This window comes from Solwaraspora sp. WMMA2101 (assembly GCF_049179175.1).
Lineage (GTDB): Bacteria > Actinomycetota > Actinomycetes > Mycobacteriales > Micromonosporaceae > Micromonospora_E.
This window is the reverse complement of the sequence record NZ_JBMHMA010000006.1, coordinates 1,370,796-1,390,285: the sequence shown is the minus strand read 5'-3', so window position 1 is coordinate 1,390,285 and position 19,490 is coordinate 1,370,796. Positions and strand designations below refer to the sequence as shown.

The window sequence follows — 19,490 nt, the reverse complement described above, 5'->3', positions numbered from 1 at the left end:
CCGCCCATGATCGCGACGATCTTGCGCTTATCGTGGGACAAAAAGGGCAAATGTTATCGATAATTGCAAGATCGTCGCGATCATGAAGGCGGGGTGTCGCGATCATGGACTACCTGACGGGTTCGCGATCCGGGGCGGGACAAGCGGAAGGGCGCCGACCGGGGGGATGGTCGGCGCCCTTCCTCGGGGTGGTGCGGGGGTGGCTGTCAGTCAGTCACGACCCGGTGGGCCGGACTCAGGCGGTGAAGGTGACCCGCCGACGGCGCGCCAGGTAGAACAGCCCGCCACCGAGGGCCAGCAGCGCGACGGCGCCAGCGGCGATCCCGCCTGCGGCGGCACCGGTGACCGGCAGCTCGCCGCCGCCCTCGCCGCCGGTGTCACAGTCCTCCGGCAGCTCCCAGGCGATGGTCTCGTCGAGCTCCCACTCTTCGCTGACCACGTGGACCTCGAAGCCCTCGGCGGCGTCGAACTCGACGACCTCGGTGACACCCGGCTCGACGGTGACCGTCACGACGTCGCCCTCGCTCGGGGTCAGGGTGACGGTGAACGCCTCGCCGTCCTCCGGGTTGGCGAAGCCGACGACCAGCTGGTCACAGGTGGACTCGTAGCCACCCTCGGGCTCGCCCGGCTCGACGCAGTTCTCCGGCTCGACCCACTCGTAGGGCTCGCCTACTGTCTCCTCGCCGTTGGTCACGGTGACCGGGCCGGCGTCGCCGGGAACCTGGATGTCGTCCTTGCTCTGGCCCGGCTCGAGGGTGTACGTCTCGGAGAACTCGCCAGCGGTGACGGTCAGGTCGACCGACTCGGTGGCGTCCTCGCCGTTGCTGACCGTCACCCAGACGGTGCCTTCACAGTCGGACAGGAAGCTGACCGCCGGCATCACGACAGGATCCGGCACCTCCGGGGTCGGGGTGACATCAGGCGACGGGCTCGGCGACGGCGACTCGTCCGGCGACGGGCTCGGCGACGGCGATTCGGGGGTGTCGACGGCGCAGTCGCCGCCGAGCTCGATCTCACCCTTGCGGAAGTCCTGCTCGGCGTAGCCGTCGTTCCAGGCGCCCTTGACCGCCAGCGTCGCCTTGGTGGTGCTGCCCGGCACCCGCTGCGTGCCGACGATGGCCTTCCTGACGCTGTACGGGTAGCCGTCCCGGATCGGGGTCCGGGCGATGCCGTCCAGCGTGGTGTCAGCCGGGGTGTGGTAGACCGCGTTCAGCCGGAACTTGGTCGCCCTGAAGTGCCACTCGCTGCGCACACTCCAGGTGATCTCCCACTCCCCGGTCGTGGTGTCACAGTAGGCGCTGCCGGTCGGCGCGGTGTAGTGGGCGCTGGCGGGGGTGGCGGCCAGGGCCACGGCGCCGACCAGGCCGATCGTCGCGCCGGCCGCGATGGCCAGGGCGCGCCGAAGCGGAGACTTCAGACGGTTCACACGTACTCCTGAGTGAGGGGTTCAGGGCACGGTGCAGGGGCGGACCACCCGCTGGAAAATTACTGACTGGTGGCTGGTGCGACGACTCCCCGCATCGTGCGACCGGCGTGTCCCACCGGTACAGCGCCAGACCTTAGCGGCTCCTGAAGTGCCGTAGTGACCCACAGGACAAGCTAAGGATGATGTTGTCGAGTCGAGACAATCGATATACGCAACGTGCTGTTCCTTGGCGGCAAGGGTAGTTTTTCTCGCCTCAACCGTCACCCCTGCAACAGTTGTCGACGCTGGTCAGCGACTCCAAAGTGTCTTTCTGGTCGGATTCGATGCCGGTACGGAGGATCAGCTAGCGTCCGGGACATGACCGCACCCGGTGCCGCAGGAGTCAGCCGCCCATGACCCGGATCATCGCGGGCCGGTACGGCGGCCGGCGCATCGCCGCGCCACCCGGCGAGCAGACCCGCCCCACCTCCGACCGGGTACGGGAAGCGTTGTTCAGCGCACTCGACGCGATGACCGAGCTGGCCGGGGCGCGGGTCGCCGACCTCTACGCCGGCAGCGGCGCGGTGGGGCTGGAGGCGCTGTCCCGTGGCGCGTCCCACGTACTGCTGGTGGAGTCGGCCCCGCGCGCGGCCCGTACCATCCGGGACAACATCGCCGCGTTGCGCGCCGCCGCCGACGCCCGGTTGGTCACCGCCAAGGTCGCCACCGTGCTGGCCGAGCCGCCGGCGGGGCCCGGCTACGACGTGGTCTTCGCCGACCCGCCGTACGCGGCGACCGACGTCGAGCTGCAGACGGTGCTGACCCGCCTGGTCACCGGTGGCTGGCTCGCCCCGCAGGCGGTGGTCGTGGTCGAGCGGTCGACCCGTGGGCCGGCACTGAGCTGGGTGGAAGGCATCACTGCCGAACGCGGGCGACGGTACGGCGAGACCATGCTTTGGTACGGTCGGCGATCATGAGACGCGCGGTGTGCCCCGGCTCGTTCGACCCGGTCACCAACGGTCACCTCGACATCATCGGCCGGGCCAGCCGGCTGTTCGACGAGGTCATCGTGGGTGTGCTGATCAATCAGTCCAAGGCGGGGCTGTTCACCATCGATGAACGGATATCGATGCTCAACGAGGTCACGTCGACGTACCGCAACGTGCGGGTGGCGTCGTTCCGGGGGCTGCTGGTCGACTTCTGTCGGACCCAGCAGGCCGAGGTGGTGGTCAAGGGGCTGCGCGCGGTCAGTGACTTCGACTACGAGTTGCAGATGGCCCAGATGAACATCGGCCTGGCCGGCGTGGAGACCCTGTTCATGCCGACGAACCCGCTGTACTCGTTCCTCTCCTCCAGCCTGGTCAAGGAGGTCGCCAAGTGGGGTGGCGACGTGTCGGCCCACCTGCCTGACGTGGTGTACGACCGGCTGATCGCCCGGGTGACGACCCCGCCGGCGGCGCCGAACTGACGATCCGGTGGGCCCGGCGGCGCCGAGCTGACCGCGCCGAGGGGCGGGCGACGCGCCGGGCCGGGGGCGGGGATGGACCGCCCGGCGCCGGAATCGCATCATTGACGAAACGCCGACCGGTCCGGCTGTTGCGATGATGACGTCCTGGCCCGGCCTTGACATCATGTTGGGTCGACCCGCCGACAACAGGGAGTGAGATGCTGGTGGATCCGTTCGACCGCATCGATGAGATCATCGCGATGGTGGAGACCGCGCGGGCGGTGCCGATGTCCCGGAACAACTGCATGCTCGACCGGGCCGAGATGATCGGTGTGCTTGACCAGTTGCGGGCCGAGCTGCCAGGTGACATCCGACGGGCCGCCGCGCTGCTGGAGGAGCGGGACAAGATCATGGAGGCCGGCAAGCGGGAGGCCGACCGGATCATCAGCGAGGGTGAGGCGGAACACGCCCGGCTGGTCTCGGTCAACGAGATCACCGTCTCCGCCGAGCACGAGGGCGCCCGCATCGTCGCCGAGGCACGCGCCGAGGCGCAGCGGCTGCGGGCCGAGGTCGACGACTACGTCGACACCGCGCTGGCGAACTTCGAGCAGTTCCTGACCCGGGCGCTGGCCTCGATCGAACGCGGCCGCGACAAGATGCACGCGCTGCGGGAGATCGGCACCTTCGCCGGCGGCGAGGAAGGTGATCGGCCGCTGCCGTTCTAGACCTGTCGTCGCGCCGTACCCGCCAGGTGGCGGGCCTGGCCCGGCAGCGACGGAGCGGCGGCCCGATTCGACGTTGCCACCGCCGCTCGGGTAACCTACTTTGTCGGCCTCTACCAGGCCGGAGTCTGACTATGCGCAATCACTCGTCGAACCAACTCAACCCCAGGTCGCCGCTCGTTCTCGATACCCGGGAACTGCCGCGCCGGCCTGGCGCGTTGCGTACCGTGAGCCGGGTGGTGCCCGCGCCGGCGGACCTCGGGCTGGAGATGAACGGCGTCCCCGAGGGCGCCGACCTGAGCCTCGACCTGCGGCTCGAGTCGGTATCCGAAGGGGTCCTCGTCTCCGGGACGGTCAGTGGACCGGTCGCCGGCGAGTGCGGGCGGTGCCTGCGCGCGATCGACGAGGCGCTGACCGTCACCATCCAGGAGCTGTACGCGTACGAGAACAGCACCACGGACGAGACGACCGACATCGACGAGGTGGGCCGGTTGCAGGGCGATCTGATCGACCTGGAGCCGGCGCTGCGGGACGCGGTGGTGCTGGCGCTGCCGACCAACCCGCTCTGCCGGCTCGACTGTCCCGGGCTGTGCTCCGAATGCGGAGTGCACTGGGACGAGCTGCCGGACGACCACAGCCACCAGGAGGTCGACCCGAGATGGGCCGGCCTGTCGCAACTGACCCGCCAAGAGGAGTAAGAACCGTGGCCGTTCCCAAGCGCCGGATGTCCCGCAGCAACACCCGCTCCCGTCGGTCCCAGTGGAAGACCTCGGCAGTGGTGACCGTGGACTGCCCGCAGTGCAAGTCCGCGAAGCTGCCGCACACCGCCTGCACCGTCTGCGGCACCTACAACGGCCGCCAGGTCATCGAGGTCTGATCCGGTCGCCGTGACGCCGCCGGTCTCCGACCGGGCGGCGCGGCCCCACTGGCGAACGCCTGGTGCGCCGGCCCGGGAACGGGCCGGCCAACCCGGCCCGGCCGGCACCGCCGTGGACCCGGGCACCTCGCGGATCGCCGTCGACCTCCTCGGCGGGGATGGTTCACCCGCCGTCGTGGTTGACGGCGCTCTGCGTGCCTGCCGCGCTGATCCCGATCTTCACCTGCTGCTCGTCGGTCCACCGGACGTAGCCGACGAGGTGCGTGCCGCACTGCCCACCGGGCAGCGGCACCGGATCACCGTACGTCCGGTCGGCGCTGCCGGCAGGTCGGGTCACGATGGCACCGGGCGACCGGATGCCGCGCCGACGCATCCGGTGCGCCCCGGCGCCCGCCCCGGCAGCACCATCGCCGCCAGCGTCGCCGCCGTCGCGGACGGCACCGCCGACGCGATGGTCTCCGCCGGCTCCAGCGGCGAGATCGTCACCGCCGCCGCGCTCGGCCTGGGCCGCTGGCCCACGGTACGCCGACCCGCGCTGGTCGCCGTCGTACCCGCCGTCGCCGGTCCGGTGGTGCTGCTCGACGTGGGCGCCAGCGTCGAGGCCCGGCCCGCCACCCTCACCCAGCACGCGCTGTTCGGCGCGGCCTACGCGGCGGCCCGCCTCGACGTGGCCCGCCCCCGGGTCGGCCTGCTGTCGATCGGGGCCGAGCCGGGCAAGGGCGACCGGGTACGACGTGGTGCGGACAGCCACCTGCGGACGTCTCCGATGGCCGTCGACGGCCGCTACGTCGGGTTGGTCGAGGGCCACGACGTCACCCTCGGTCACGTCGCCGACGTCGTGGTGACCGATGGGTTCACCGGCAACGTACTGCTCAAAGGCATCGAGGGCGCGTACGCGATGGCCGGTGGGCCGGAGCCGGGTCGCCTGGCCCCACGGGCCGCGACGCTGCTCGGCGTGGCCGGCACCGTGGTGATCTGCCACGGGGCGGCAACCGGGGCGGACCTCGCCTCCGGGATCGTGCTCGCCGCCGACCTGCACCGGGCGCAGGTCACCGCGTCGGTCGCCCGAAGCCTCGACGACATCGCCCGGACGCTCGCCGACCAATACGAGGTGTCACCATGAGCAACGATCAGTCCGCGCGCCCGCCGGTGGCCCACCTGGAGGCCGCGTTCGGTGTCGCGTTCGACGTCGACCTGCTGGAACGCGCGTTGACCCACCGTTCGTACGCCTACGAGAACGGCGGTCTGCCGACCAACGAGCGGTTGGAGTTCCTCGGCGACTCCGTACTCGGCGTGGTGATCACCTCGGCGTTGTTCCACAACCACCCGGACCTGCCCGAAGGTCAGCTCGCCAAGCTGCGGGCCAGCGTGGTCAACATGCGTGCCCTGGCCGAGGTCGCCCGCTCGCTCGGCCCGCACGGCCTCGGCCCGTACCTGCTGCTGGGCAAGGGGGAGGAGAGCACCGGCGGGCGGGACAAGGCGAGCATCCTGGCCGACACGCTGGAGGCGCTGCTCGGGGCGATCTACCTGCAGTACGGCCTGGACACGGCGTCGATCGTGATCCATCGGCTGTTCGACCCGTTGATGGCCGAGTCGGCCCGCCGGGGTGCCGCCCTGGACTGGAAGACCAGTTTGCAGGAGCTGACCGCGACGCTGGGCCTGGGCGTGCCCGAGTACCGCATCGACGACGCGGGGCCGGACCACGCCAAGACCTTCACCGCCTGGGTGATCGTCGCTGCGCAGCGGTACGGCGGAGCCGAGGGCCGCAGCAAGAAGGAGGCCGAGCAGCGGGCCGCCGAAGCCGCCTGGCGGACCCTGTCCGCGCAGATGGTCGAGGCGCTACCGGTCGAGCCGGTCACGGCAGTCGAACCCGGCGGGCCGGGTCAGCCGGGTGAGTCCGCTGAGCCGGGCGGATCCATCGAGCCGGGCGGATCCATCGAGCCCGGTGAGGCGCGCGATGCCTGAACTGCCCGAGGTCGAGACGGTCCGCCAGGGGCTCGCCGGCTGGATCGTCGGGCGCCGGTTCGCCGCCGTTGACGTCCGGCACCCCCGGGCGGTACGCCGGCATCTGCCCGGACCGGCGCATTTCGCCGCCACCCTGGTCGGCTGCCAGATTCTCGATGTCCGCCGCCGCGGCAAGTACCTGTGGCTGCCGCTGGACTCAGGCGACGCGGTGGTGGGCCATCTCGGCATGTCCGGGCAGCTGCTGCTGCAGCCGGCATCGGCACCCGACGAGGTGCATCTGCGGGTCCGGTTCGAGTTCGCCGACGGTGACCCGCAGCTGCGCTTCGTGGACCAACGTACGTTCGGTGGGTTGGCCGTGTCGCCCGGTGGTGCCGAGCTGCCGGCGGAGATCGCGCACATCGCCCGCGACCCGCTCGATCCGGACTTTTCCGACGCCGCCTTCGTCGCGGCCCTGCGTCAACGTCGGACCCAGATCAAACGGGCGTTGCTGGACCAGTCGTTGATCTCCGGGATCGGCAACATCTACGCCGACGAGGCGTTGTGGCGGACCGGGCTGCACGGCACCCGGCCGACCGATCGGCTGCCACCGGCGACGGTCACCCGGCTGCTGGGTCACGTACGCGACGTGCTGACCGAGGCGATCGTCCAGGGCGGGACGAGTTTCGACGCCCTGTACGTCGACGTCAACGGGCGTAGCGGCTACTTCGACCGGGCGCTGAACGTGTACGGGCAGCAGGACCGGCCGTGTCGGCGTTGCGGTGCACTGATCCGCCGCGAGGCGTTCATGAACCGTTCGTCGTTCAGCTGCCCGCGTTGCCAGCCCCGGCCGAGGTCGGCGGCAGCCGCCGGTCAGGCCGGGTCGAGGTCCGCGACAGTGGCGGGTCAGGCCCGATCGAGGTCTGCGGCGGGTCAGGCCACCGAGCCGAACATCTGAGTCCAGTAGAGGGTGCCGTCCGCCGATCTCGCGGTACCCACCCCCATCGCGACAGCGTCGCAGTTGAGGATGTTGGCCCGGTGTCCGGCACTGTTCATCCAGCCGTCCATCACCGCTGCCGCCGTCGGGTAGCCGGCCGCGACGTTCTCGCCGATCGCGTTGTCGTAGCCGGCGCGCTCGGCGCGTTCCCACGGTGAGCTGCCGTCGCTGCCCTCGTGGGACATGTTGTCGGTAGCCGCCTGGTCCTCGCTGTGCAACCGGGACGCTTCGGACAGCCGGGTGTTGATGGTGACCGGTCCGCAGCCGTTCGCCCCGCGTTCCTGGTTGACGATCGTCAGGACCTGCTGCTCCAGGTTGCCGCCGCCGGTTGCCGACGACGGTGGTGCCGCGCTGGTCCGGGCCGGTGCGGCCGGGGTGGTTCGGGTCGGCGCGGGCGCGGCCGGCTCCGTGGTGCGTACCGGATCGGGGTCGGGCGGCGGCGGCGGTGCGGCGGAGGAGGGCTGTGCGCTGGGGGTCGGGGCCGGGCCGAGTTCGGCCCGGGCTTGCGGGTCGCCGATCTGCGGTTCGGCCGTGGCGCCGGTGGTGTCCAGCGGCGGATCGGTGACGGAGGTGCCGCCCGAGGCAGCGACTCCGCCCTGGTCGGTCCCGGTGCCGCTGCCGTCGCTGAACCCGCTGCGCAGCAGCGCCGCTCCGCCGCCGATCGCGACCAGCAGGACCGCGACGAGGGCGGCCAGGGCGACCGGTCCGGGGACACCACGCCGCCGTCGGCCGCTGTCCGGTCCGTCTGCGTCGTCGACATCATCGGTACGCCGTCCCCGGCGCCGACTCGCCCGGTGCACGACGGTGTCGTCGTCGGCCCTGCCGTCGTGGTGCCCGTCGGTGCCGTCGAGCCATCCGGTGGCGTCGTGGGCTCCGGTGTGGTCCTGGTCGTGGCCGGTGTGGTCGTACTCGCCGGGTTGGTCGCGCCCGTAACCGCCAGTGGCGTCCACTTCGTAGCTGGCTGTGGGAAGCGGGGCGTACCCGTCGTGGCCGTATCCTGTCGGGCCGTAGCTGTCGTACCCGCCCTGGTCGTACCCGGCCTGGTCGTACCCGGCCTGGTCGTACCCGGCCTGGTCGTACCCGCCCTGGTCGTACCCGCCCTGGTCGTACCCGCCCTGGTCGTACCCGCCCTGGTCGTACCCGTCCAGTTGGTGTCCGGCCTGGCCGTGGTCGTCGTGGCGATGACCGGGCCCAGGCTGCCAGCCAGGGTCGAGGTGGTCGCGCCAGGAGGCCTGCCCGAGCCGGTCGTCGTCCCAGGCGGGGTCAGGGTGCCCGGGGAAGTCTGCGGCGGGCGGCACGGGCCCGTCCGGTCGGTAGCCATCGACCGGGTCGTTGCGCCGGTACAACGTACGTTCCTCCGCGTGGTGAGGGTGATCGGCGGCGCGGGCCGGAGTCGCCCGGGGCGCATGGGCCGGGATGAGACGCTACGGACCGATAGGGACGATCGGCAACGGTGCTAAGGGAAACCGGCGATCCCGCTAAGGAAGAGATAAGGCGGGCAGGTCGTCACCTGGAGCAGCCCGTACGGACGGTGATGCCGGTGTGACCTGTGTCGCAGAACTGCCGCCCTTCGTACCTTTTGGGCGATAGATTCGGTAGATGATGTGGTGATCCTCGTCTGGTGGAACTTGACGAAGCGATGACTTCGGCGGAACATAGGGGTGTCGCCAGTCGCGCCCAGTCGCGCCCTCGCATGCCCGAGGGTTGACAGTCGCGAGGATTCACGGGCGCGCGTTGGCCGGCCTTTCCGGCAGCGCATTACAAGGAGACGAAATGGCGAAGGCCCTCTACGGCCACGTTGGTGCGGCACCCGACCGGCGCCTGCTCGACGAGGTCACCCGATTGCGTGCCAGGGTACAGGCACTGGAGTTCGAGATCACCCGGCTGCGGGCCGAGAACGACCGGCTCGCTGCGGCGGTCGCCGAATCCGACGACCTGCTGCGGCTTGCTGAGCCCGCACTCACCTGATCCCGACGGGCGCCGGTGACGGCCGGCGCCCACCGCCAGTGCCCGGACCGACGATCGAAGGCACCACACCGCGCGCCGACACATCAGTGGCGGCGCGCAGCTTTTTGTCCCGGGCCGCCTCCCGCCCCGGGCCGATTCCCGCTCCGGGACGCCTCCCGCTCCGGGCCGGCCCATCGGCCCCGGCTCGCCGACACCCTACGTATCCGCTGGCAGGAGCGGCGACAGGTTAGCCTGTGCGGTACTGACCAGGACTGACGGCCGACTGACCAGGACTGACGGCCGCCCGGCGACCCGTCGGACGAGGAATCGGACCGTGCATCTCAAGAGCCTGACGGTGAAGGGCTTCAAGTCCTTCGCCTCCACCACCACCCTGAAGCTGGAGCCCGGGATCACCTGCGTGGTCGGTCCCAACGGTTCCGGCAAGTCCAACGTCGTCGACGCCATCGCCTGGGTCCTCGGCGAGCAGGGTGCCAAGGCGCTGCGCGGCGGCAAGATGGAGGACGTCATCTTCGCCGGCACCGCCGGTCGGGCACCATTGGGCCGGGCCGAGGTGACCCTGACCATCGACAACACCGACGGCGCGTTGCCGATCGAGTACACCGAGGTGTCGATCACCCGCCGGATGTTCCGCTCCGGCGAGAGCGAGTACGAGATCAACGGCAACTCCTGCCGGCTGCTCGACATCCAGGAGCTGCTGTCCGACTCGGGAATCGGCCGCGAGATGCACGTCATCGTCGGCCAAGGGCAGCTCGACGCGGTACTGCACGCCAAACCTGAGGACCGGCGGGCCTTCATCGAGGAGGCGGCCGGCGTACTCAAGCATCGCAAGCGCAAGGAAAAGGCGCTGCGCAAGCTCACCGCGATGCAGACCAACCTGGACCGGCTGACCGACCTGACCGCCGAGCTGCGCCGCCAGCTCAAACCGCTGGGCCGCCAGGCCGAGGTGGCCCGGCGGGCCGCCGGCATCCAGGCCGACCTGCGCGACGCCCGGCTGCGGCTGCTCGCCGACGACCTCACCACTTTGCGGACCACCCTGGACAAGGAGATCGCCGACGAGACGGCGCTTCGGCAGCGGCGTACCGAGGTGGAGACCGAGCATGCCGAGGTGCAGGGCCGGCTCGCCGAGTTGGAGGCCGCGCTCGCCGAGGACGCGCCGCTGCTCGCCGCGGCCCAGGACACCTGGTACAAGCTCGCCGCCCTGCAGGAACGGTTCCGCTCCACCGAGCAGCTGGCCGGTGAGCGGCTGCGCCACCTGTCGGTGCAGCCGGACGACGAACGACCCGGCCGGGACCCGGACCAGCTCACCGCCGAGGCGCAACGGATCCGCGAGCAGGAGGAGGAGCTGCGGGCCGCGCTCACCGAGGACCAGATCCGGCTCGCCGAGGCGGTGGAGGGTCGTCAGCAGCTCGAAGCCCAGCTGGCGCAGGCCGAACGGGCCCTGGTCGCGGCGGCCAAGGCGATCGCCGACCGGCGGGAGGGCCTGGCCCGGCTGACCGGCCAGGTCAACTCCGCACGGGCCCGTACCTCCAGCTCCGCCGAGGAGATCGCCCGCCTCACCGCCGCGCACGCCGACGCCCAGCTGCGCGCCGACCACGCCCAGCAGGAGCTGGACCTCGCCACCGAGTCGTCCACCGAGGCCGACCGGGACAACGCCGACCTCGACGCCCGGCACGCCGAGGCGGTCGCCGCGCACGACGCCGCCGCCGCTGCGGTCCGCGAACTCTCCGACGCCGAGCGGCGGGCCGAGAAGGAATCCGCCACCTGGAAGGCCCGCGAGGACGCCCTGGCGATGGGGCTGCGCCGGGCCGACGGCGCCGGTGAGCTGCTGGCCCGCGCCGACCAGGTGCCCGGTCTGCTGGGCAGTCTGGCCAGCATGTTGACGGTCGCCCCCGGCCACGAGGCAGCGCTGGCGGCGGCGCTCGGCCTACTGGCCGACGCGGTCGCGGTCACCGGCGTCGACGAGGCCGCCGAGGCGATGCGGCTGCTGAAGATCCAGGACTCGGGACGGGCCGCCCTGCTGGTGGCCGGCGCGGCCGGGCCCGGCATGATCGGCTCCGCCGATGCGCTGCGGCCGGCGCTGCCTGCCGGCGCGACCTGGGCTCCCGACGTGATCAACTGCCCGGAGCAGCTGCGGCCGGCCCTGCACCGGGCGCTGCGTGACGTGATTCTCGTCGCCGACCTTGCCGCCGCCACCCGGGCCGCCGCCGACCATCCGCAGCTGCGGGCGGTCACCCCCGACGGCGACATCGTCGGGGCGTACAGCGCCGCCGGTGGCTCCGCCAAGGCACCCAGCTTCATCGAGGTGCAGGCGGCGGTCGAGGAGGCCCGCACCAACCGGCTGACCGCGGAGGCGGCCGCCACCGAGCTCAGCGCGCAGCTGGCCGAGGCCCGTCAGCGCGCGGCGGAGTGCAAGGAACAGGTCGCCGAGGCCGCTGCCGCCCGCCGGCAGGCCGAAGGCCAACGCAACGCCGCCGCCCGCCGGCTGGCCGAACTCGGTGCCGCCGCCCGGTCGGCGCACGCCGAGGCGCAGCGCCTGGCCGCGTCGCGGGACAAGGCCGCCGAGGCCCGGGAACGGGACCTGACCGCTCTGGCCGAGCTGGAGGAGCGGCTGGAGCTGGCCGAGGCGACCCCGATCGACGAGGACCCGTCGACGGCGGAGCGTGACGAACTCGCCGCGATGCTGCCCGGGGCCCGGCAGAACGAGATGGAGGTGCGGCTCGCCGTCCGTACCGCCGAGGAGCGGGTCTCGTCGATCGCCGGCCGGGCCGACTCGCTGCTGCGGCAGGCGGCGGCCGAACGGGCCGCGCGGGAACGCGCCGCCGCACGCCGGGCCGCCCGCGCCCGGGGCGCGCAGATCGCCCGGGCGGTCACCGCCGGGGCCCGGTTCGCGCTCGGCCGGCTGGCCGACTCGCTGGTCGAGGCGGCCCGCACCCGCGACGAGATCGCCGGCGCGCGGGCGGCGCGGGAGGCCGAGCTGCAGGAGGTACGCGGTGCGGCCAAACGCCTCGGCGCGGAACTGGAGCGGCTGACCAGCGCGGTGCACCGCGACGAGGTGGCCCGCGCGGAGCAGCGGCTGCGGATCGAGCAGCTGGAAGCCAAGGCGGCCGAGGACTTCTCCCTGGACGTGGAGACGCTGCTGGCCGAGTACGGTCCGCACCAGCCGGTGCCGCCGACGCAGGCCCAGGTGGCGGCGGCCGCCACCGATGGCAAACCGGAGCCCACACCGGTGCCGTTCGACCGGGCCACCCAGGAGAAGCGCTCGGCCAAGGCGGAGCGGGAGTTGGCCCTGCTCGGCAAGGTCAACCCGCTGGCGTTGGAGGAGTTCGCCGCCCTGGAGGAGCGCTACAAGTTCCTGTCCGACCAGCTGGAGGATCTGAAGGCGACCCGCAAGGACCTGCTCACCGTGGTCTCGGACGTGGACGCCCGGATCCTGGAGGTCTTCGCCAGCGCGTACGCCGACACCGCCCGCGAGTTCGAGCAGGTGTTCACGGTGCTGTTCCCCGGCGGGGAGGGCCGGCTGGTGCTCACCGACCCCGACGACCTGCTGACCACCGGGGTGGAGGTGGAGGCGCGGCCACCTGGAAAGAAGATCAAGCGGCTGTCGCTGTTGTCCGGCGGGGAACGCTCGCTGACCGCGGTCGCGATGCTGGTGGCCATCTTCCGGGCCCGGCCGAGCCCGTTCTACATCATGGACGAGGTCGAAGCGGCCCTGGACGACGTCAACCTCGGCCGGTTGATCACCCTGATGGCACAGCTGCGCGACCGCAGCCAGCTGATCATCATCACCCACCAGAAGCGCACCATGGAGGTGGCGGACGCGCTGTACGGCGTCACCATGCGCAGCGGGGTGACCCAGGTGATCAGCCAGCGGCTGAAGTCCGCCGACGAGTCCCGGCCCGCCCCGACGCAGGCCGGCCCGGCGGCGCAGCCCGAACCGGCGGCGCGGCCTGGCCCGGCGGCGCGGCCCGGCGCGCCGGTCGAGGACGACAGCGCCCAGGCGCAGGTCAGTGCGGCGGCGGATCAGTGAGCCGCCGGCGTGCCACCGTCCGCAGCTGACCGTCCTTGCCGGTGCCCTCCAGGAGCACCTCGGCGGTGGGACCGTCGTGCACCAGGCTGCTCACCGCGTTACCGAAGTACGGCCCGTCGAGCTTGCGCCACCGCAGCGACGGCGCGGGCAGCCCGGCGGCGCGCGCCAACGCGCGTACCGCCGCCGCCGGACCGCGCCACCAGCCCAGCCGCATCAGCGGACGCATCGCCGCCGGCACCTGGTTGTGGATCGGCGAACAGGTCAGCTGGTGCACCGGGGTGTGCACCTCGCCGGGCAGCGCCGCGCGGGCCACGTACGAGTGGTGCACGTCTCCGGAGAGCACGCTGATCGACGCCGGTGGCGGGTACGCCGGCCCGGCACCCACCCGGGTCGGCGTGGCACCTGCACCGGCGCCGGCACCTGCGTCGGCGGTCCGGCGTTGCCCCGCGCCGACCCGGGCGAACAGTTGGCCGAGGGCGTCGAAGGAGCGCCGGAAGGCGGCCCAGTGCTCCAGATCCACGCCCTGGCGCAGCCACTCGGCGACGGTGGCCACCGCGCGGCGCGGTGAGTCGGCGAGCTTCTCGTTCCAGGCTTCGAGGTGGTGGATGCCGTGCGGCATCAGCCACGGCAGGGACGAGCCGACAACCAGGTGGTCGTAGTCGCCGTGCACCTGGTCGGTGAACCACGCCCACTCACCGGCCGGCAGCATGGCACGGGCCCCGGGCCGCAGCACCCGGCTGCACCGGTTGTCCAGCACGACCACCCGGGTCCGGCCGAGATCCAGCGCGTAGCTCCACTGGTACTGCACCTGGGACCACTGGCGCTGGTCGTGTGCCACGTCGGCCTCGGCGTCCACCCGGGCTCCGAACTCCCGCAGCACCTCGGTGGCGTCCTCGGTGCCGGTGACCGCCCGGTAGACCGGATCGGCGGCGATCTCGTCCGGGCTCAGGTTGCCGAGATGCTGGTACACCCAGTAGGAGGCGAGACCGCTGCTGATCCGTTCGGACCACCAGGCCTGTCCGCGCGTCTCGGCCCGCCACGCGGCCGAGGTGTTCCAGTCGTCGATCACCTCGTGGTCGTCGAAGATCATCACACTCGGTACGGTCGACAGCAGCCAGCGGATCTCCGGATCCCGCCACGACTCCAGATACAACCGGGTGTACTCGGGGAAGCTCACCACCTGGTCGTCGGGGGCACCGGGCGGCAGCCCCCGGTGCCGGCGACGGCGGCGCAGGAACCGTCGGATCACCGGCGAGGTCTCGTCGGCGTACACCTGGTCGCCGAGCAGCATCAGCAGGTCCGGCCAGGCGTCGTCGGCCGGGTCCAGCTCCGCCAACCGGCGGGCGTAGGCGTCCAGCGCGTCCGGTGGCAGCCGGCGGGCGGTGGAATGCTGGGTCGTTTCCCGGCAGGAGCCGAAGAGCAGCCGGACCGGCTGGTCGGCGTCGTCGGCGCGACGGGTCCGGATCACGCTCGCCGGGTACCGCTGGTCCGGCTCCGGCCAGACCTGCCGGTCGTCCAACAGGACCTGGTAGGGGGTGCCGGCCCCGGGCGGCAGGCCGTCGACGACGACCAGCGCGTAGTGGTGCCCGAACGCGCTGAACGTGGCCGCTGCGCCACCCGCCGGGCCGTCCGTCGTCACCCGTACGGTGGTCGCAGCGCTGGTCTCCACCCAGATCGTCGCCCGGTCGGCGACCACCCGCCGCAGCAGCGGGCCGACCAGCAGGCGGGGTGGCCCGGCGGTGTGGTCGTCAGGCACCGGCCGGTCGGCCTGAGCCGGGCCGGGGACGTCGGTCCCGGTCACCGCTTCGGCCGCCGGGTCGCCGTCGGTCCCGGTCACCGTCGCGGCCGCCGGGTCGCCATCGCCGTGGGCCGCAGGCTCGGCGTCGGCATCGGCGTGCCGGACGCCGCGCCGGTGGTACGTCGGAACATGGTCGACCTTTCGCGAGCCGGGTGATCGGTCCCTTTGTACCCGCGACCTGGCCCGCATACCCAGGCCCACGACCGTACGATCTGCCGGCGACACTGTAAACCGTGGGCGTCGGGGCCCAATTGGGTACGGTGGGCGGGACGCGCCGACAGCCATCTGTCAGGATTTCGGCATGGATTACCTCGTCCTCGCCGCGATCCTGCTCGGCGTGCTGCTGCTCGCCGGCCTGGGGCTGGTGGTGCCCCGCCTGCGCCGGCAGCCGCCGCTGCCACCAGCGCCGCCGACGACCCCCGGCGAGGTCCGGCCGCAGCAGCGGCCCCCAGCGGTCGACGAGGGCGAACAACCGGCCGGCGTCGCCGTCGAGCAGCGTCCGCCGGCACCGCCGGTGGAGCCCGACCAGGCTCCGGCCGAGCCGGTCGCGCCGACCGGGCCGGTGCTGGAGCGGCCCGAGCCGACCGCCGGTCGACTGGTCCGGCTGCGGACCCGGCTGTCACGGTCGCAGGGGCTGCTCGGCAAGGGTCTGCTGAGCCTGCTTTCCCGGGACCGGCTCGACGAGGACGTCTGGGAGGAGATCGAGGAGAGCCTGATCTCCGCCGACGTCGGCATCGACGCGACCCGCCAGATCGTCGACCGGCTGCGCGAACGCACCCGCGTGCTGGGCACCCGCAGCGCCGACGAACTGCGGGCGCTGCTCACCGAGGAGCTGGTCGCCGCCCTGGATCCGCAGCTGGACCGGGCGCTGAACACCTCCGGCGAGCCGAGCGTCGTGCTGGTCGTGGGGGTCAACGGTGCCGGCAAGACCACCACCTGCGGCAAGATCGCCCGGGTGCTGGTGGCCGACGGGCGCAGTGTGCTGCTGGGTGCGGCCGACACCTTCCGGGCCGCCGCTGCCGACCAGCTGACGACCTGGGCGTCCCGGGTCGGTGCCGAGGTGGTCCGGGGGCCGGAGGGCGCCGATCCGGCCAGTGTGGCGTTCGACGCGGTCAAGCGCGGCATCGACACCAAGGTCGACGCGGTGCTGATCGACACCGCCGGCCGGCTGCAGAACAAGATCGGGCTGATGGACGAGCTCGGCAAGGTGAAGCGGGTGGTCGGCAAACACGGTCCGGTGCACGAGACACTGCTCGTGCTCGACGCCACCACTGGGCAGAATGGGTTGGAACAGGCGCGGGTGTTCACCGAGGCGGTCGAGGTGACCGGGGTGGTGCTGACCAAGCTCGACGGCACGGCCAAGGGGGGCATCGTCATCGCGGTGCAGCGCAAGCTCGGTATCCCGGTGAAGCTGGTCGGGCTCGGGGAAGGCCCCGACGACCTGGCCCCGTTCGATCCGGTGCAGTTCGTCGACGCCCTGATGGGTGTCGAGTCACGTGGAACGGATGCGTAGCCCCGGGTGACGTACCGCGATCAGGAGCCACGTCTCGGGCGACCGTACGTGACCCAGCATGAGATCCCGCTGCGCGGCGGCAACGTCAGCACCGTGGTGCGGGTCGGTGACACCGTCCGACGCAACGTCGGCCCGTGGACCCCGTCGGTGCACGCCCTGTTGCGGCACCTGGAGTACGTCGGGTTCACCGGTTCGCCACGGGTGCTCGGGATGGACGAACGCAACCGTGAGGTGCTGTCGTACGTCGAGGGGGAGTGCGGGGAGTACCCGCTGGCCCCGCACTGGGTCAGCGACGAGGCGTTGGTCACCGTCGCGACGATGCTGCGGATGTTCCACGACGCCCAGTACGGGTTCAACCCGCCGCGCAGCGCCGTGTGGCGCTCGTTCGGCCCGCCGCCGCCGGACACCGAGGTGATCTGCCACCACGACGCGGCGCCGCACAACGTGATCTGGCGGCCGGACGGCACCCTCGCGTTGATCGACTTCGACCTCGCCTCGCCGGGTGCGCGGATCTACGACGTGGCGTACGCGGCGTGGACCTGGGTGCCGCTCTTCTCCGACCGGGATTCCTACACCCTCGGCTGGCGCCAGCCGGACCGGCCCCGTCGACTGCGGTTGTTCGCCGACGCCTACGGTCTGATTCCGCGCGACCGGCACCGGCTGATCCGGACGATCCGTAAACGGGTGGTCGATCACGTCGAGGGGATTCGGCGGATGGCGGCGGCCGGAGATCCGGCGTTCGTCCGGATCGTGCACAAGGGTCACCTTCGTCGCCCGATGCGCGACCTTCGGCTGTTGGACTACGAACGGCACATTCTCGAGTACGCCTTGCGCTGACCGGTCCGAGCCGGTCGGCCGCTCGGCATCGTCGACGTGGCCAGTGGCAAGGCTGTGTCGCCTTCCGGACACGCGGCGGTGGCTATTCGGCTGATATGCCCCCGCCTGATCTTCGGATAGTGAAGCTTTCTTCACATGTTGGAAACAACCCGTCACGTGCCGGAAACGGCTCGGGCACCGTAAGTGAAACAGCAGCCCAGCAAGCTTCGCGCAACCGGCGAGCGGGCGATGCTGCCTCTTGGTGCCGGTTTTGTTTCCAACTGAGAGGAGGCAGCGTGCCGGAACTAGATTCTGGTGCCACCGCCTGGATTTTGACTTCCGCCGCCCTGGTGTTGCTCATGACGCCCGGATTGGCGCTGTTCTATGGTGGCATGACGCGGTCCAAGTCCGTGCTCAACATGATGATGATGAGCTTCGGCGCGATCGGCCTGGTCAGTCTGCTGTGGGTCTTCTACGGCTACAGCATCGCCTTCGGCACCGACGTCGGTGGCATCACCGGTGACCTGTCGATGGCCGGCCTGCGCGGCATGCTCGAGTCCGGCACCGAAGGTGGCATCCCGGACCTGCTCTTCGTCGTCTTCCAGATGATGTTCGCCATCATCACCGTCGCCCTGATCAGCGGCGCGATCGCCGACCGGGCCCGGTTCGGCCCGTGGCTGCTCTTCGCCGGCCTCTGGGCCACCCTGGTCTACTTCCCGGTCGCCCACTGGGTCTGGGGCGGTGGCTGGATCTTCGAACTCGGCGTCCTCGACTTCGCCGGTGGCACCGCGGTGCACATCAACGCCGGTGCGGCCGCGCTGGCCCTGGCACTGGTCCTCGGCAAGCGGGTCGGCTGGCCGAAGGACAAGTTCAAGCCGCACAACCTGCCGATGGTGCTGCTCGGTGCCGGCCTGCTGTGGTTCGGCTGGTTCGGCTTCAACGCCGGCTCGGCCCTGGCCGCCAACGGCACCGCCACGGTCGCCTTCATCAACACCCAGGTGGCCACCGCCGCCGCCGTCCTCGGCTGGATCGTGGTCGAGTGGCTGCGCGACGGTAAGCCGACCACCCTCGGTGCCGCCTCCGGTGCCATCGCTGGTCTGGTCGCCATCACCCCCGCCTGTGCGTTCCTGGAGCCGCTGGGGGCCATCGCCCTCGGCATCATCGCCGGTGCCGTCTGCGCCCTGGCGGTCGGCCTGAAGTACAAGCTCGGCTACGACGACTCGCTCGACGTCGTCGCCGTGCACATGGTCGGTGGCATCATCGGCTCGCTGCTGATCGGCTTCCTGGCCGTCGAGGTCCTCGCGGGTGAGGGCAACGCCGGACTCATCTACGGCGGCGGCATCGACCTGCTCGGCCTGCAGGCGCTCGGTGTGGTCGCGGTGCTGGTCTACTCGTTCGTCGTCGCCTACATCCTCGGCTTCGCGATCGACAAGACCATCGGCTTCCGGCTCAAGCCCGAGGCCGAGGTCGAGGGGATCGACACCGCCGAGCACGCGGAGAGTGCCTACGAGTTCGGTAGCACCTCGGGTGGCGGCTTCGCCGCCGCGGGTATCGGGAAGGCGCCCGCCGCATCGGGCGAGTCCGCTCCGGTCAGCGAGAAGGTCGCCGGTTAACGTTCCCTGATGGAGGGCTTAGACATGAAGCTGGTGACCGCGGTCATCAAGCCGTACCAACTCGACGCGGTCAAGGAGGCCCTGCACGCCCTCGGCGTGGCCGGGCTGACCGTGAGCGAGGTCCAGGGGTACGGACGGCAGAAGGGCCACACCGAGGTGTACCGGGGTGCCGAGTACACCGTCGAGTTCCTGCCGAAGATCCGGGTGGAGGTGCTGACCGACGAGATCGACGTCGAGAAGGTCGTCGACGCGGTCGTCACGGCAGCCCGTACCGGGAAGATCGGCGACGGCAAGGTCTGGGTGACGGCCGTCGAGGACGTCATCCGGGTCCGTACCGGCGAGCGCGGTCTCGACGCGCTCTGATCC

15 protein-coding genes and 2 pseudogenes are annotated in these 19,490 nt (G+C 71.5%); 14 read left to right on the top strand and 3 right to left on the bottom strand.

Annotated features, from left to right (window positions below):
* Positions 1-235 precede the first annotated feature (235 nt).
* Complete coding sequence (locus ACN28F_RS06895) at positions 236-1,426, bottom strand: LPXTG cell wall anchor domain-containing protein (protein ID WP_421357246.1); 1,191 nt, start codon at positions 1,424-1,426, stop codon at positions 236-238.
* A 392-nt stretch (positions 1,427-1,818) separates the two neighbouring features.
* On the opposite strand from ACN28F_RS06895, the gene rsmD reads away from it, so the two are divergent.
* The 8 genes and pseudogenes from rsmD to mutM all read left to right on the top strand — a co-directional run.
* On the top strand, positions 1,819-2,382 hold the full coding sequence (rsmD, locus tag ACN28F_RS06890; protein ID WP_421357245.1) for a 16S rRNA (guanine(966)-N(2))-methyltransferase RsmD: 564 nt from the start codon (positions 1,819-1,821) through the stop codon (positions 2,380-2,382).
* Positions 2,379-2,873: a pantetheine-phosphate adenylyltransferase gene (gene coaD, locus ACN28F_RS06885; RefSeq protein ID WP_289207231.1), complete on the top strand. Its 495-nt coding sequence runs from the start codon at positions 2,379-2,381 to the stop codon at positions 2,871-2,873. Before rsmD ends, coaD begins: the two co-directional genes overlap by 4 nt.
* 203 nt (positions 2,874-3,076) lie before the next feature.
* Positions 3,077-3,577, top strand: a complete 501-nt coding sequence (locus ACN28F_RS06880) for a hypothetical protein (RefSeq protein ID WP_289211054.1) — start codon at positions 3,077-3,079, stop codon at positions 3,575-3,577.
* 131 nt (positions 3,578-3,708) lie between these two features.
* On the top strand, positions 3,709-4,272 hold the full coding sequence (locus ACN28F_RS06875; RefSeq protein WP_289207230.1) for a YceD family protein: 564 nt from the start codon (positions 3,709-3,711) through the stop codon (positions 4,270-4,272).
* Between the two features lie 5 nt (positions 4,273-4,277).
* Positions 4,278-4,451 (top strand): 50S ribosomal protein L32, encoded by a 174-nt coding sequence (gene rpmF / locus ACN28F_RS06870; protein ID WP_289207229.1) that lies wholly within the window; start codon positions 4,278-4,280, stop codon positions 4,449-4,451.
* Between the two features lie 112 nt (positions 4,452-4,563).
* Positions 4,564-5,574: a phosphate acyltransferase PlsX gene (locus ACN28F_RS06865; RefSeq protein ID WP_289211053.1), complete on the top strand. Its 1,011-nt coding sequence runs from the start codon at positions 4,564-4,566 to the stop codon at positions 5,572-5,574.
* Positions 5,571-6,416, top strand: a complete 846-nt coding sequence (gene rnc, locus ACN28F_RS06860; RefSeq protein ID WP_289207228.1) for a ribonuclease III — start codon at positions 5,571-5,573, stop codon at positions 6,414-6,416. Before ACN28F_RS06865 ends, rnc begins: the two co-directional genes overlap by 4 nt.
* A pseudogene (gene mutM, locus ACN28F_RS06855) lies at positions 6,409-7,263 on the top strand (bifunctional DNA-formamidopyrimidine glycosylase/DNA-(apurinic or apyrimidinic site) lyase); the annotation flags it as partial. The gene rnc and the pseudogene mutM, both read left to right, overlap by 8 nt.
* Positions 7,264-7,325: 62 nt before the next feature.
* Here mutM and ACN28F_RS06850 read toward each other — a convergent pair.
* Positions 7,326-8,687 (bottom strand): CAP domain-containing protein, encoded by a 1,362-nt coding sequence (locus ACN28F_RS06850; RefSeq protein WP_421357244.1) that lies wholly within the window; start codon positions 8,685-8,687, stop codon positions 7,326-7,328.
* A 475-nt stretch (positions 8,688-9,162) separates the two neighbouring features.
* Here ACN28F_RS06850 and ACN28F_RS06845 point away from each other — a divergent pair, with 475 nt between their 5' ends.
* Both ACN28F_RS06845 and smc read left to right on the top strand, forming a co-directional pair.
* Positions 9,163-9,357, top strand: coding sequence for a hypothetical protein (locus tag ACN28F_RS06845; RefSeq protein ID WP_282226184.1), 195 nt, complete (start codon positions 9,163-9,165; stop codon positions 9,355-9,357).
* 313 nt (positions 9,358-9,670) lie between these two features.
* Positions 9,671-13,252 (top strand): annotated as a pseudogene (gene smc, locus ACN28F_RS06840) (chromosome segregation protein SMC); the annotation flags it as partial.
* 109 nt (positions 13,253-13,361) lie between these two features.
* Here the strand turns inward: smc and ACN28F_RS06835 are convergent.
* The gene (locus ACN28F_RS06835; RefSeq protein ID WP_289211052.1) at positions 13,362-15,107 is read right to left on the bottom strand and encodes an alkaline phosphatase D family protein; all 1,746 of its coding nucleotides are present in this window, start codon (positions 15,105-15,107) and stop codon (positions 13,362-13,364) included.
* Between the two features lie 376 nt (positions 15,108-15,483).
* On the opposite strand from ACN28F_RS06835, the gene ftsY reads away from it, so the two are divergent.
* The 4 genes from ftsY (at position 15,484) to ACN28F_RS06815 (ending at position 19,487) form a co-directional block, all read left to right on the top strand.
* A complete protein-coding gene (ftsY, locus tag ACN28F_RS06830; protein WP_289207226.1) occupies positions 15,484-16,695 on the top strand; it encodes a signal recognition particle-docking protein FtsY in 1,212 nt (403 codons plus the stop codon).
* A gap of 6 nt (positions 16,696-16,701) precedes the next feature.
* Positions 16,702-17,532, top strand: coding sequence for a phosphotransferase (locus ACN28F_RS06825; RefSeq protein WP_421357243.1), 831 nt, complete (start codon positions 16,702-16,704; stop codon positions 17,530-17,532).
* A 338-nt stretch (positions 17,533-17,870) separates the two neighbouring features.
* Positions 17,871-19,124 carry an ammonium transporter gene (locus tag ACN28F_RS06820; protein WP_289207224.1) on the top strand — a complete coding sequence of 418 codons (1,254 nt, stop codon included), beginning with the start codon at positions 17,871-17,873 and terminating at the stop codon, positions 19,122-19,124.
* 24 nt (positions 19,125-19,148) lie between these two features.
* A complete protein-coding gene (locus ACN28F_RS06815; RefSeq protein ID WP_282226188.1) occupies positions 19,149-19,487 on the top strand; it encodes a P-II family nitrogen regulator in 339 nt (112 codons plus the stop codon).
* Positions 19,488-19,490: the final 3 nt, after the last annotated feature.

Coding starts and splice junctions, on each gene's coding strand:
- rsmD (WP_421357245.1), top strand. CDS start 1,819: ATGACCCGGATCATCGCGGGCCGGTACGGCGGCCGGCGCATCGCCGCG.
- coaD (WP_289207231.1), top strand. CDS start 2,379: ATGAGACGCGCGGTGTGCCCCGGCTCGTTCGACCCGGTCACCAACGGT.
- ACN28F_RS06875 (WP_289207230.1), top strand. CDS start 3,709: ATGCGCAATCACTCGTCGAACCAACTCAACCCCAGGTCGCCGCTCGTT.
- rnc (WP_289207228.1), top strand. CDS start 5,571: ATGAGCAACGATCAGTCCGCGCGCCCGCCGGTGGCCCACCTGGAGGCC.
- ACN28F_RS06845 (WP_282226184.1), top strand. CDS start 9,163: ATGGCGAAGGCCCTCTACGGCCACGTTGGTGCGGCACCCGACCGGCGC.
- ftsY (WP_289207226.1), top strand. CDS start 15,484: ATGGATTACCTCGTCCTCGCCGCGATCCTGCTCGGCGTGCTGCTGCTC.
- ACN28F_RS06820 (WP_289207224.1), top strand. CDS start 17,871: ATGACGCCCGGATTGGCGCTGTTCTATGGTGGCATGACGCGGTCCAAG.
- ACN28F_RS06815 (WP_282226188.1), top strand. CDS start 19,149: ATGAAGCTGGTGACCGCGGTCATCAAGCCGTACCAACTCGACGCGGTC.